The organism is Chamaesiphon sp. OTE_8_metabat_110 (assembly GCF_031382685.1).
GTDB lineage: Bacteria > Cyanobacteriota > Cyanobacteriia > Cyanobacteriales > Chamaesiphonaceae > Chamaesiphon.
The window spans coordinates 1-13117 of the sequence record NZ_JANMZA010000361.1 but is presented as its reverse complement, the minus strand read 5'-3'; the positions used below and the strand labels follow the sequence as shown (position 1 = coordinate 13117).

The following is a 13117-nucleotide window of genomic DNA, read 5'->3' as shown; positions in this document are numbered from 1 at the left end:
GCTTGTGAACTGGTGGCGGTGGATTGGCTCCAGCAAATCTCGATCGGGCAATCGATTCATCCGACGATCGAGCTACCTTTACCAGCGCAAAATATTGAGGATATTGCCGCGATTTTTGCCCGTGATTTCGGGGCGGCACGCGCTAAATACGGTTATCCTGGAACTGCTGGGCGCGAGCCGAGTTGGATTGTCAGTCCCGATGTCCACCCATTTACCGCTGCATTTCGGCAACGACACAGCGATGATTTTGCCAATGGGATTCGGAATGCAGTAATTAAAGCGGTAGAAACTGCGGGCGAAGGATCGCGGCGGACGACGCGCAATGCCAATTCCTTGGCGGAACGCGCTCGGAGGTGGTTTGTAGCCAACTATCCCCTATTGGCATCATTAGCAGCGGCATTTGAGATCGTGGAGGATGCGGAATTATGTCAGCAGATGGATATCTCATTAGCAGCGGTAAATACCGAAATTCAGCGGATCTATATCAATCCCAAATTTCCCTGGACTTATCCTCAGCTTCAGTTTGTCATGGCACACGAGTTGCTGCATGTGGGGTTACGTCATGAGGAACGGCAACAGGGACGCGATCGCTTTTTGTGGAATATTGCCTGTGACTATGTAATTAATGCTTGGCTGGTAGAAATGGGGATTGGTGAAATTCCCACACCCTCACTAATGCTCGATCTGGAATTGGGCTTCGCGCATGAATCCGCCGAGGCATTGTACGATCGGATCGTCAAGGATCTACGGCTGATGCGACGGCTGAAAAAGGAACGCACCCTGCGCGGTGTCGGTAAAAGTGACATGCTCTCAGAACGTCCCCCATCGTGGTGGACGGGTGTGGGCTGCGATTTGGACACTTTTTATCGGCGCGCTCTGGCTGATGGCTTAGATTTGCACATGGCACAGACGAAGCGCGGTTTTCTGCCTGGGGATCTGGTAGAAGAAATTAAGTCAATTTTGCAGCCGCCGATTCCGTGGGATGTCAAGCTCGGACACTGGCTGGATAATTACCTGCCGCCGATTGCCGCACGGCGGAGTTTTGCCCGCGCCAGCCGCCGTCAATCTTCCACACCCGATATTCCCCGCGCGGTGTATATCAAACCGTTAGAACTGATGGCAGCGCGGACATTTGGGGTGGTTTTGGATACCTCTGGCTCGATGGATAGTGGCACGTTAGCACGCGGTTTGGGCGCGATCGCGAGTTATGCGCTCAGTCGCGAAGTCCTCCAAGTTCGCGTCATCCAGTGCGATGCGGGGATTCACGATATGGGCTACGTGGAGCCAGAACGCTTGTTAGAGACAGTCGAGGTCAAAGGTAGAGGCGGTACGATTTTGATGCCCGCGATCGCCCGATTAGAGGCGGCTGAGGATTTCCCCAAGGATGCGCCGATCTTAGTTATCACTGATGGTGAGTGCGACTATCTGAGTCTGCGCCGCGCTCATGCGTTCTTGTTGCCTGAAGGTAGACGATTGCCATTCGATACCCGCGCACCGATCTTTCATTTCGATGCGTAGGGACGATGCTTGATGCTTGTCCTGCATTTAATTTATAAGTCTGTAGATATCATCTTGAATGTTAAGGGATAACGAGCAAAGCTATCCAGATCGCAATAAGTTTTAATCGTATGAAAAAAAGTCAATTAGACCGCCCTAAAATCCAGCCATTGCTCTATTTACACTTCTAGATTGAGTTCCATCTGTCTCAATGGTAATTCTTTATGTCGATCGATTTCACTTGGATTCCCAAACCTGTTTAAAACTAAATCTAGCCAATAATCTCGATCTAGAATCAAATTAGTATCGATCGTATCTGCAAGAGCTACAAAAATTGCCGCAGATCTAGCTTGACAATTTATAGATTTTTTAGGATTGAAGGCTATGTCTGAAAATCCAGCATAATTTTTCAATTGTTCAGACACGATAGGATTTTCAATTAGTGCTACCAAATAAAGCCAATCATAAAAAGCAGTGATTGGTTTGTCTGGAAAATCATCTCCAAAAAAGCAGTAGCCTTTAAACGATCCAGAATTACGCAATCGCTCATCTGTCTTTGCATCTTGACTAGAAGCATTATAAAGGTCGTGAAATGGCCCATCATTTTCAAAAACCTTGCTTCCCTGATAGGCAGACTCAACAGAGATAAAGTTTCCTTCCTTCTCAAATCTCAAATTGAAGGCACTCAATTTTATGCCTATATCCTGTAAAGATTTAGAAGAAATTTCAAGCAGAGGACTCAATCCTTTTTCTGTGGCTGATTCATGTAATGACAGAATCGATTTTTGAGCTTGACTCCTAGATAAACCAGGATGCCACTCAAAATTAATCGAGACTTCCTGATAGTAAGGATAAATATTTGGCTGAGGTATATAAATTGGTCTTTGAGCCATCTGTCATCTACGCTATTTATTAAAGCTGGGCTAGTAACTTCTTCTCGATCGAGGATTTATGTTATGGAGACTGATTCAGTGAATACTTATCGGCTAGGATTTTTTTGTCCAGAATGAGTAGTCTGCTCTGGGAGTAAAGTAGTAATCTCCAAAATAAAACTTATCATTAAATGATTTGGCGTGTTCACCATTTTTCAAAATCCATCGGTCTTTATCTAATTCGCTGTAAAAGTGTACTCCCTTAATATATTCAGGACTAATCGAGCCGAAACACAAAACTTCTGCCTGTGGATCGGTAGGATTATTGTCATACAGATTTAGATCCTGACGATTTTGACCATTATCATCAAACATCTTGTGGAGGTATTCCGGCTGTTTTCTCTCATTGACAGATATCTTTGTCATCTCACCAGATGCAGCATTTTTATAGCAAAATGCACTCTCCAGTTTCCAGAGTATAGATGGATCTAATTCTAGAACTACCCAATCAACAGTTTTCTCGTTGCTACGACTTCTATACTTGTAGAACATTCCATAATTTGGGAAGCTAACGCTCAAGGAAATCGAGCTTTGATAACCATCTAATCTTAAATCATCATTGGAAGAGAATGATTTTCGATCTCGCTCTAGGGTTGTTCTCGGTATTAATCCATCACTCAAAATGCTATTTAGATTTTCAATATGTGTGAAGTGAATTAAGTTCTCTATCCCCCTTTCTTGGGAAATATTCTGAATTTTAATTTGACGATCTGAGAATGATGGAAGCTGACTAGAAATCAATTTGCTTTTAGCTTCGCTAATTACTCTCTCTAATTCTTGAATATTCTCCATCACAGAACTATCTGGCTTGTATGCAATCGCTTGAACAAAGTCAGTGATTGCACCGTGATAATCTTTTAACTTATATTTGGCAAAGCATCGCATACTATAGGCATTTGCATATTGGGGATTTAACTCTATTGCCTTATCATAGTCAATAATTGCATTCGTAAAGTCATTTTGGTTTTGTTTGGTGAATCCTCGCCAAAAGAAAGGATTAGGATATTGAGAATCTATTTTTATCGATTGTTCATAATCATAAATTGCACCTTGATAATCACCCAATGTATGTTTGAATACACCCCTATTATTATAATAATGTTTGCACTGAGAATCTAGTTTGATTGCATTCGTGCAATCAGAGATAGCACCATAACAATCAAGTAAATCGTACTTAGCATTACTCCGATTATCATAATAATCAGCATTTTCGGGATTTAGAGTTATCGCTTTTGTATAGTCAGCGATAGCTCCATGACAATCTCCTATCGAATATTTAGTAAGGCCGCGATTATTATAATAATCAGCATTTTGAGGATTTAGAGCTATCGCTTTTGTATAATCAGCAATCTCGCCTTCATAATCCTTTAGATAGGATTTAGACAAGCCTCGATAATTGCAATAAAAATCGTTTTGAGGGTTTAGCTCTATCGCTTTATCAAAATCATGAATTGCACCTATGTAATCTTCTGTTCGATATTTTGAATCACCTCGATTACCAAAGTAAATAGCCTCCTGAGAATTTAGTTCAATTGCCTTTGAATAATCAACGATTGCACCCTGAGAATCTCCTAAATTATCTTTAGAAATAGCTCTCCAATTATAATAACTAGCCTCTTGAGGATTTAGCTCGATTAACCGATCGAAACTATTGATTGTCGCCTCATAATCTCCCAGGTTGTATTTAGATTTACCTTCTTCAAAGTAATCATCCTCAGTCCAGAACCCAGAAATGTCTAATGAATTTTCCATATTTTTTTCTGTTTGAATGTTGCTGCTAGAAATTAAAACAGGACTCTCAATGCTCGGAATACCCTCTTTCTGTTTGACAATTGGACGAGGCGTTTGTGACTCATTGGCCTCAGATGATTTGACTTCATGAGGTAATCGATCGCTAGCCTCATCAAAATATTTTAGTTTCGACCATAATTGTCGATCGCCCACTATGTATAAACGATACTTGGCACGAGTCGCTGCAACATTCAAAATATTAGGCTTACTTGATGCCCAATTTAAGGCACCTGCACTTGACTCATCACACCCTAATACCAAAATAACGGCATCGGCTTCTTTCCCTTGAAAAGTATGCACCGTTCCGATGGACTTATCGATCCAGCTCTTAACATCAGGATCGGTAAGTCCCTTTGCCCATTGCGATTTTTTAGCTTGGAGTAAATACTTCAGCTTTAGAGCAACAACCTTAAATGGCGAAATGATATACAGATTTGGTATAGCTTGTTCCGCCGCAACTAGGTGAGTTAGCAGATTTACCACTTCATCTCCTTGTGCGGGCACCCATTGTAGATCTTGGCACTTACTTTTAATATCGATCCAACGACTATCCCCTAGCGGAAATTGCTTATCCTCCTTGGGTGAAATAGTCGCAATCACCATCTTGCCCTCATAGGCGATTTGATTAGAAATCGTTGCCATTGGCTCGATACAACGACGATGTACCCATAATGGACAACCAATCCATTTTGACTCACCCTCGACTTTGACATCGGTACCGAATGAATTGGCTCGATCGGATATAGTTTGAATTGAAGCCTCTGTCGGACTCCAGCAATCCTCAACCCCAAAATAGTTTTGGAGTTCTTTTACCAAAGCTTTGTCTAAAGTGAAGACTGGTTCGATCTGGGATGGATCGCCAACGATAATTGCTCTCTTCGATCGCTGTAAGGCACCTACAACGGCTTGAGGGATTCCTTGTCCAGCCTCATCGATTAACAACCATCCAAAAGCTGCTGGAGGCAACCTGTCAAACAATCGTTGTACCGAGGCTAGGGTAGTAGATACGACGGGTACGACGAGAAAAAGTGTTTGCCAAAGGTAGAGGATTTGCTCGTCGCTGAGACCTTCTCGATCTCCCTTTACCAAACCCACCCATCGTTTCAAATTCTGCTTAATAGGTATAGCAGCCTGTCGAATGAATTGCTCGTGAACATTTAATGCAGCTAGAAATAACTCGGTACGAGCTTGATTGAGTTGTTCGTCTACCCAAGGTGCCGAACGCTGTCGTTTCTCATTCAATTGATTCCACCACTCATCATCCCCAAAAGCTTCTCCTAGATTAGCTTTAGCCAAGGATAAGTTCAACCAGTCCGGCATTACTCGCGCTAACTGTTGTTTTTCTCGATTGAGTATCTGAACTTCTCGTTCTCGCCGCTGAAAAATGAGTTTTACCTCTTCAGCAGCCGATGTCCGTTTAGTTAGTTGAGAAGCTAACATCTGCATCTGTTGTTGCACACTGACAATTTTTTGGTGATGCTGTTGGTAGCTAACATTGTCGAATAAGCGGGTAGCGATGGAAGGTTGTGTTGATTTTAGTTGCTTTAAATAATCCTCTCGCTCCTTGAGAGATTCAGCAGCTTCAAGTTGCAATTTCAAAGCTTGCTTGAATATCCCCTTTGCTTCCGACTCCTTTGCTCGTGCAATATCCAAACTGGTTTCTATCGCTCGATATTGTTGAGAAACCAGATCTTGAGTTTTAATTTGCTCGTACCATTTCTCCCGCTGCTCGATGAGATGCAGTACTGTTTGCTTGCACTGATAAAAGTCCTGGCGTGCAGCAGCCCAGTCAGACCGAGCGGGTTCCTCTCTCAATAGAGCATTGATGGAGCCAGCTTTATCCCAAAAGCCAATGCAGAATTTATTGCAATTGTCTTTTTTCCCCAGCGTGGCAGCAATTAAGCCCCAAGTAGACGGGGGAGTATCCGCCAATGAATCTACACTCTTCTTGAGAATCGGCATCTGTGCCGTTGTCGTAGGGGCAGACCGATTGATTTCTGGCTCTTCAGACTGCTTTTGTGCAGCAGCTTTGACACTTTCAGAGACAGCTCTAAAATATGTCGCTCGCTCTTGATATCGCTCGTCGATGGCATCGAATGCGGGCAGCTCAACACTGACGTTTTCCACTGCTGCATTATTGGAAGATGAAACAACAATTTCAAAACCCGTCAGCGAAGGATGAAGACGATAAAAACCCTCCACCTTGCTAAAAGCTGCTGCTGGATCGAGGTAATTTGTCATTTTCTCTGCCCGTTGCACGATAAGATCGGCAATCAAATCTCGCAACAACGTTGTCTTCCCAGTTCCTGGTGGGCCATTTACTGAAAACAATCCCCCATCATCCTTTAACTTTTCGATCGCTAGATTAACCGCTAATTGTTGCATTAGCGAGAGATTGTATTTTGGATTGGAAGCCCATCGACCCAATGGTAGATGCCTTGGTGATAGCCAATGTCGAAGAAAAGGCGTTTCCTCAACATTTAGGCGATTAGAAATAGTTGGGGTCAGGAATTGTTGTAATGCTGGACTTGCAGTTCCTGCGGTTATTGCAGTAGCAGCCGATGCTAGGTCATCTAAATAAAAGCTATTGATAATATTAGCTACCGTGTCATCCTTTTTGCGATCGACACGTTGGACGACATAATATCCCAGAATATTAAGCTCTTTGGGTTTCCAGATATCTTGGGAAACTAGATTCAACAGTCCTTGAATATCTTGTACTCTAACCTTACGATTAGTCTCTTTATTTGCTTTTACCCTGCTGGAAAATTCTGTCTCTAAGCAAGCTACATATTTTTTGAAGTCCGCAGTCCATGTATCGATATTTAACTGCTGTTGACTTGTCAATATTGCCCCAATCCGCATGAGCGCCCAAGGTGCAGCCAAGCATGTTAATGAGTCATCAATGATTAATCCATCTGTATCGATTTTGAATGAGACATAGCAACTATATGTTTCAGCAACGACATCCTCAAATCCGCTCTGTGCCAGCTTGGGCAAGGATTTAATAAACTCTATTACTGACTTTGATGAAAAGATGCCCAGAAAAACTTGGTATTCATACCGCAGCGGTTTTCCGTTATTAGCGTCTAATAAATTAAACCGTTCAAGTAAAACCTCTGGATTTAGCCAAGGTAAATTTCGATCCTCTTCGGTCTCCAGAATTTGAGCTGTGAATTTCTCATTTTTTGTAGCTCCTTTCAAATCAAACAGGGTGAGCTGTTCGAGCATGTACCAAAACTGAGCAATGGCTGCTTGACTAGATCTTTGGGACATGAGTGCTTGATGAGGAATTTACGGGATACAGGATTGTAGCGCAGATAGGCTATCAGTCTCAACGCAAATATTTTACTCGATCTTCAGCTCTAACTGTGTATACATGATACCTGTCTTGCTTCTCTATGTCTCCTTCTGAAATCTATCCCACAGGACGCAATTATACTCATCTGTTATCAATATGTAATTCGCTCCAGCGACGGGAACGATTGGAAGTGCAAATGAATTTTATAGATGTGATAAGCCACCCAAGAATCGATCGACTAAAAAGGCTAAACCCGCGCTACTGAGCGGTACCGTCAGATTATCCAATCCCCATTGCGCGATCGATTCTATGCCAGTGGCAACGATAGCAACTGGAATTCCCACTACCCAAGTTTGCCAAATATTGCCATTGACAGTGAGCAGGACGATCGACACGATCGCATAACTGACGACGAGCATTGTCAACGTCCCTTCCCAGCTTTTAGTATTACCAAAAACCGTATATGGATGCTTGCCAAATCTCTGCCCAATAATCGCTGCCAATCCGTCGCCCCAAGCCATAATTAAAATTCCGATTACCCCATAGTAAGGTAAATGGAGATTCCAAAATATAGCGGTCAAAACACCAATGCTCACCGCATAAAAAAATGTCCCCAGACTTTTGCGCCCGACACTATTTACCCCTGGTAAAATCGGTAAGCGATAGGAAATCAGGGTTACTATCCCCGCCAACACTCCAGCGCTCATCCCGACCCAGGCAGGTAAATCGAGCAACCACGCAATTATAATGACGTTACCCGTACCAATATGCACCACTTTGCGAACTTGCTCGGGAGTGGTATCCGTGTAGCGATGTAGCAGTTCGGAGATCAGCACGATCGAGCCAACGTATACTGGCACTGTGGCAATCCTCAGCCAGAGATTAGAATCAGTCAAAAGCATTCGCATTGGCACCAATATTGGCAAGAAATCGCACTAAAGATATGATGTCATGAAAAATAGCCTTATCGGATCGATTCGCATCTATCGCCGATTTATTTCGCCCCTATTTCCGCCGAGTTGTCGATTTACCCCGACTTGTTCGCAATATGCCCTTGAGGCGATCGATCGTTTCGGCGCACTACGCGGTAGTTATCTCGCCACCCTGCGGATCTGTCGCTGTCATCCCTTCCATCCCGGCGGCTACGATCCGGTTCCAGAGGTTTTAGAGAAATAACTTCAAACTACTTATGAGCTAATTTTCGACCCAATTATCAATTCTCAATTCTCAATTCTCAATTAATTTAACTAACTTTCGTGGCTCGATCGCAGTAAATAACCACTAGCTGATATCAATAGAATTGCAACCGCTAAATACAGTAAGTCTGTCGCCGAGCTAACCTCAATCGCCATCACCCGCTTGAAAAAACTCACAACGAGGACTACGACAATAACTTTAAGAATTTTATCTTTGAGCTGGTCGAGGGAGCGCACTTCTAAGATATTTAACTCGTCAGACTCTCGCGCCACATCAATCTTTGAGATAAATAATTCGTACACCCCAAAACTAAAAATCATCAGGACAATACCGATCAGATAAAGATCGATCCCACCGATGACTCCACTCATAATTTTATTGACAGCATCGCTGGAGAGCTTGTTACCGATAAAAATATTTTTATATTCTCCTAACACCGTCACGATTTCCAGACTACCTAAGATAAATAAAGAGAAAACGCTAACGATGCCGAAAATGACTGGGACGATTGCCAAAAATCTCACCGTCCACAATGAGGTTTCGACAATGTGTTCTAATTTCTCTTTCGGAGTCATGGTTTGGTTTTGAGATGATAAGTAGTCTACCGATCGCGATCTGGAAGAAATTAGCAACTTCTTGGCGACTGCTTCCGCCTAAGTGTAACAGTTAGCACTAGATATCATGCTCTACCAGATGGGGTAACTATCTATTTCTGCATTGGTTAGCTACTCTAGAAGAATCTCAATCGTCGATCGGTTATTTGACTAGTATGGAACCACGGGAAGCAGGTTCGGCATCGGCATTTTCTAACATGATGCGAAATCTGAGCAGATCGATAGCCGAAAACACTGAAAACCTAAAACCTAAAGCCTAAAGCCTAATTATGAAGCCTTACCGCCAAGTTCCCATTCAAGAATGTCACGAACCATTAGTTGCAATTCCGCTAGAATTATTTGCGATCGAGACACCGCATCCATATATCAAATGTGGAGCGGATTATAATGGCAAATCTCCGTATTTTCTGCGTCAAGGAGTACTCGATCGAGTAATTACCGCACAAGCAAAATTGCAACAACTACACCCAAATTGGCGCATCCAAATCTTTGATGCCTATCGTCCGGTAGAGGTGCAAGAATATATGGTCAATTATACTTTTGGGCAGACAGTTCGCGATCGACAACTAGATCCCACCCAACTTTTAGACATTCAAACGGAGCAAATCTGGGCGGATGTCTACAAAATCTGGGCGATTCCCAGCTTCGATCTGGCTACGCCACCACCCCACAGTACGGGAGCGGCGATCGATATTACTTTAGTCGATGAGCGTGGTAATTTAGTCGATATGGGTTCGCCGATCGATGAGATGTCGGATCGATCGTTACCAGGATATTTTGAGAAGTCTCCAGATCCCGTAGAGCAACAATATCACCACCATCGGCAACTACTCGATCGGGTAATGACGGATGTTGGTTTAATTAGACATCCTAGTGAATGGTGGCATTTCTCGATCGGCGATCAACTTTGGGCATGGTTGCAACACCAACGCGATCCTCGACACCCGCTAATAGCTCGCTATGGTAGAGTCCTCTAGCCATTTGCGTCAAATATCTGCTACATGCGATCGGCGGCATTTCTCGATCGGAGATCGGCTCTGGGCATGGTTAAATAATCAAAGAGATCCCCAGTACGCCATTCCAGCTTATTATGGAAGGGTGGTCTAGTTGTTAGTCACTAGATCGAGAACAAACAACAAACCGCAAATTCCATGAGTGTTTTTGTCTTATTATTTAACGCGCGAACTGATAATGAGGGGATTTATTCAACTCAGGTTGGCGATCGCAATGTGATTTTAATGTTTGAACAAGAGGATGACGCCGTGCGTTATGCCGATCAATTAGAAGCTGAAGATTTTCCTAAACCGACAGTTGAAGGCATCGATCCGGAGGAAATCAAAGAATTTTGCGAAGATTCTGATTACGACTTTATCATCGTGACGCCAGAAATGTTGGTGACGCCACCCGCACTAAATATGGACGAAACAGATTGGCAACCGGAAACAAGCAAGCGCACTCAGTCAGATGATGACGAGCGCATCGATCTCGAAGCCATGCGGAAACGCTTAGAAAAGTTGTTGTAATTTTAGTTAGCACCTGTATGGACTTTATATCGTGAAGATATCCAAACTGGCGATCGGACTGTGAGATCTTCGTCGAGGTGAGGGTTGAGAGATTACAGTGTAAGGAGATTAGCTAAAAAAATTTTGCTCCGATGCTGTTAACGATTTCTACTACGCACCAACCCGCTACAGATCTGGGATATTTGCTATTTAAGCATCCCGATAAATGTCAGGCGTTCGATCTTGCCTTTGGTACCGCGCGAGTATTTTACCCAGAAGCTAGCGATACCAGATGTACGGCGGCGTTGGTACTAGACATCAATCCGGTAGATTTAGCCAGAGGTAAGGCTGGCGCAAACAGACAGACACTAGCAGCATACGTCAGCGATCGACCTTATGCGGCATCATCTTTCTTGAGTGTCGCGATTTCTCAAGTATTCCGCACGGCGATGACGGGTAGGTGCGAGCAAAGGCAGGATTTAGCCGATACCCCGATTCCGCTGGTTGCTAAGATTCCCGTGTTGCCCAGTCGGGGGCGAGAAGGCTTTTTACGGGGCTTATTCGAGCCGTTAGGTTATCAAGTAAATGTGCGTCGCTTAGCACTCGATGACGCCTTTCCTGATTGGGGTAATAGTGCTTATTTTGATGTGGAGCTGAGCCACTCGATTAGGCTTAGCGATTTGCTCAGTCATCTCCATGTGATGATTCCAGTGTTGGATGATGACAAGCATTATTACGTCAATGAAGACGAGATCGAAAAGTTGCTCCGTCATGGGGAAGGGTGGCTGAGTACCCATCCACTGAAGGAAGAAATTACCAGCCGCTACCTCAAACGTCAGCGCGGATTGACTCGCGATGCACTTGCACAAATTGCCGCTGAGGAAGTAATCGCAGAAACATCAGATCGCGAAACTTCAGAAGATATCATCGAAAAGCCCATTAGTCTCAATCAGCAGCGGCTGGAAACCGTCGTGTCTACATTGAAAGCCAACGGCGTCCAAAAGATTGTCGATTTGGGTTGCGGCGAAGGAAAACTGCTCAAACTATTATTAAAAGAGCCAACTTTTCTAGAAATTTTGGGGATGGATGTCACTTATCGATCGCTAGAAATTGCCCAAGAGCGAGTACTCGAAAAATTACCGACACACCAAAAAGGCAGACTGCAATTAATTCAAGGATCGCTTAATTATCGCGATGCCAGAATTGCTGGTTACGATGCAGCGACAGTCATCGAAGTCATCGAACACATGGAACTCGATCGACTCAAAGCTTTCGAGCGGGTATTATTTGAATTTGCCAAACCAAAAATGGCGATCGTCACCACTCCAAATGTCGAATATAATGTCAAGTTTGAAAACCTCCCCATAGGTAAATTACGCCATCCCGATCATCGCTTTGAATGGACGCGAGCCAAATTTCAAACTTGGGCGCAGGGGATTTCCGATCGATCTAAATATAGTGTGGAGTTTGGATCGATCGGTAATATCGATCCTGAAGTTGGCGCACCAACGCAGATGGCAATATTTACGATCGCTAACTAGACGTCGTTCGCCTAGAGTAAGTCATCATGAGAAAAGTTGAAGTAGTGCCACCCGATCGCAATTGGCGCGATATATTTGAAACTGAGTCTACACAACTAGCCGTCGCTTTTGGCGATAATTCGATCGCGATTCATCATATCGGTAGTACTTCAATTCCCACTATTTATGCCAAACCGATTATCGATATCTTAGTTGCAGTCAAAGACATCGAAAAAGTTGACGATCGAAACACCGAGATCGCAGCATTAGGATATGTTGCTATGGGTGAATTTGGAATTGCTGGGCGGCGGTTTTTCCGAAAAGATAATGAACGAGGAAGTAGAACGCATCACGTTCATACTTTCGAGACTGGTTCGCCCCAGATCGATCGACATTTAGCGTTTCGAGATTACATGAGATCTCATCCTGAAACAGCACGAGAATACAGCCAAATCAAGCAGCAACTCGCTCAAAAATATCCAGATGACATCGAGAGTTATATGAATGGCAAAGCTGGATTCATCAAAGAAATCGATCGAAAAGCAGCGGATTGGTGATGTCCATAGCTCGATCTATATTTGGGGTATTTGGGACTGTACTGCCATTTGAAGTAGGGGGCAATTTAACTAGGACTGCGGGAATTCCCCCGCCATAGGTGTACCCGCCTTGGCGGTGGGATGAAAGCAGGCGAATGAGAGATTGCATCTCCCCACCGCTATTTGCCACCACCGGAAGCAAGCAGCGGAGGGAGATGTATGAACGA

At 43.8% G+C, this 13117-nt stretch carries 10 protein-coding genes; 6 read left to right on the top strand and 4 right to left on the bottom strand.

The annotated features are described in order from the left end of the window. Positions 1 to 1518: DUF2201 family putative metallopeptidase (locus tag RMO52_RS13180; RefSeq protein WP_310414878.1), on the top strand; the 1518-nt coding region annotated here is incomplete at its 5' end. A 158-nt stretch (positions 1519 to 1676) separates the two neighbouring features. On the opposite strand, the gene RMO52_RS13175 is transcribed toward RMO52_RS13180, so the two are convergent. From RMO52_RS13175 to RMO52_RS13165, 3 genes are all read right to left on the bottom strand, one after another. Beyond that, positions 1677 to 2390, bottom strand: a complete 714-nt coding sequence (locus tag RMO52_RS13175) for a DUF6977 family protein (protein ID WP_309740438.1) — start codon at positions 2388 to 2390, stop codon at positions 1677 to 1679. A gap of 93 nt (positions 2391 to 2483) precedes the next feature. Continuing rightward, positions 2484 to 7496 carry a DarT ssDNA thymidine ADP-ribosyltransferase family protein gene (locus RMO52_RS13170; protein WP_310414874.1) on the bottom strand — a complete coding sequence of 1671 codons (5013 nt, stop codon included), beginning with the start codon at positions 7494 to 7496 and terminating at the stop codon, positions 2484 to 2486. A gap of 228 nt (positions 7497 to 7724) precedes the next feature. Continuing rightward, positions 7725 to 8423, bottom strand: coding sequence for an SEC59/DGK1/VTE5 family protein (locus RMO52_RS13165; RefSeq protein ID WP_309740442.1), 699 nt, complete (start codon positions 8421 to 8423; stop codon positions 7725 to 7727). Positions 8424 to 8472: 49 nt separating this feature from the next. On the opposite strand from RMO52_RS13165, the gene yidD reads away from it, so the two are divergent. Next, positions 8473 to 8697, top strand: a complete 225-nt coding sequence (gene yidD / locus RMO52_RS13160) for a membrane protein insertion efficiency factor YidD (protein ID WP_309740435.1) — start codon at positions 8473 to 8475, stop codon at positions 8695 to 8697. Between the two features lie 71 nt (positions 8698 to 8768). Here yidD and RMO52_RS13155 read toward each other — a convergent pair whose 3' ends face one another. Then, positions 8769 to 9293 carry a YqhA family protein gene (locus tag RMO52_RS13155; protein WP_309740433.1) on the bottom strand — a complete coding sequence of 175 codons (525 nt, stop codon included), beginning with the start codon at positions 9291 to 9293 and terminating at the stop codon, positions 8769 to 8771. 308 nt (positions 9294 to 9601) lie between these two features. Between RMO52_RS13155 and RMO52_RS13150 the strand changes: the two genes are divergently transcribed. The 4 genes from RMO52_RS13150 to RMO52_RS13135 all read left to right on the top strand — a co-directional run bounded on the left by RMO52_RS13150 (position 9602) and on the right by RMO52_RS13135 (position 12911). Continuing rightward, the gene (locus tag RMO52_RS13150) at positions 9602 to 10309 is read left to right on the top strand and encodes a M15 family metallopeptidase (RefSeq protein ID WP_310414872.1); all 708 of its coding nucleotides are present in this window, start codon (positions 9602 to 9604) and stop codon (positions 10307 to 10309) included. 174 nt (positions 10310 to 10483) lie between these two features. Then, the gene (locus RMO52_RS13145; RefSeq protein WP_310414869.1) at positions 10484 to 10855 is read left to right on the top strand and encodes a DUF3110 domain-containing protein; all 372 of its coding nucleotides are present in this window, start codon (positions 10484 to 10486) and stop codon (positions 10853 to 10855) included. Positions 10856 to 10986: 131 nt separating this feature from the next. Next, a complete protein-coding gene (locus RMO52_RS13140) occupies positions 10987 to 12375 on the top strand; it encodes a 3' terminal RNA ribose 2'-O-methyltransferase Hen1 (protein WP_310414866.1) in 1389 nt (462 codons plus the stop codon). A gap of 26 nt (positions 12376 to 12401) precedes the next feature. Further along, on the top strand, positions 12402 to 12911 hold the full coding sequence (locus RMO52_RS13135) for a GrpB family protein (protein ID WP_309740428.1): 510 nt from the start codon (positions 12402 to 12404) through the stop codon (positions 12909 to 12911). Positions 12912 to 13117: the final 206 nt, after the last annotated feature.

Coding starts and splice junctions, on each gene's coding strand:
- RMO52_RS13145 (WP_310414869.1), top strand. CDS start 10,484: ATGAGTGTTTTTGTCTTATTATTTAACGCGCGAACTGATAATGAGGGG.
- RMO52_RS13140 (WP_310414866.1), top strand. CDS start 10,987: ATGCTGTTAACGATTTCTACTACGCACCAACCCGCTACAGATCTGGGA.
- RMO52_RS13135 (WP_309740428.1), top strand. CDS start 12,402: ATGAGAAAAGTTGAAGTAGTGCCACCCGATCGCAATTGGCGCGATATA.
- RMO52_RS13155 (WP_309740433.1), bottom strand. CDS start 9,293: ATGACTCCGAAAGAGAAATTAGAACACATTGTCGAAACCTCATTGTGG.
- RMO52_RS13170 (WP_310414874.1), bottom strand. CDS start 7,496: ATGTCCCAAAGATCTAGTCAAGCAGCCATTGCTCAGTTTTGGTACATG.
- yidD (WP_309740435.1), top strand. CDS start 8,473: ATGAAAAATAGCCTTATCGGATCGATTCGCATCTATCGCCGATTTATT.
- RMO52_RS13150 (WP_310414872.1), top strand. CDS start 9,602: ATGAAGCCTTACCGCCAAGTTCCCATTCAAGAATGTCACGAACCATTA.
- RMO52_RS13165 (WP_309740442.1), bottom strand. CDS start 8,423: ATGCTTTTGACTGATTCTAATCTCTGGCTGAGGATTGCCACAGTGCCA.
- RMO52_RS13175 (WP_309740438.1), bottom strand. CDS start 2,390: ATGGCTCAAAGACCAATTTATATACCTCAGCCAAATATTTATCCTTAC.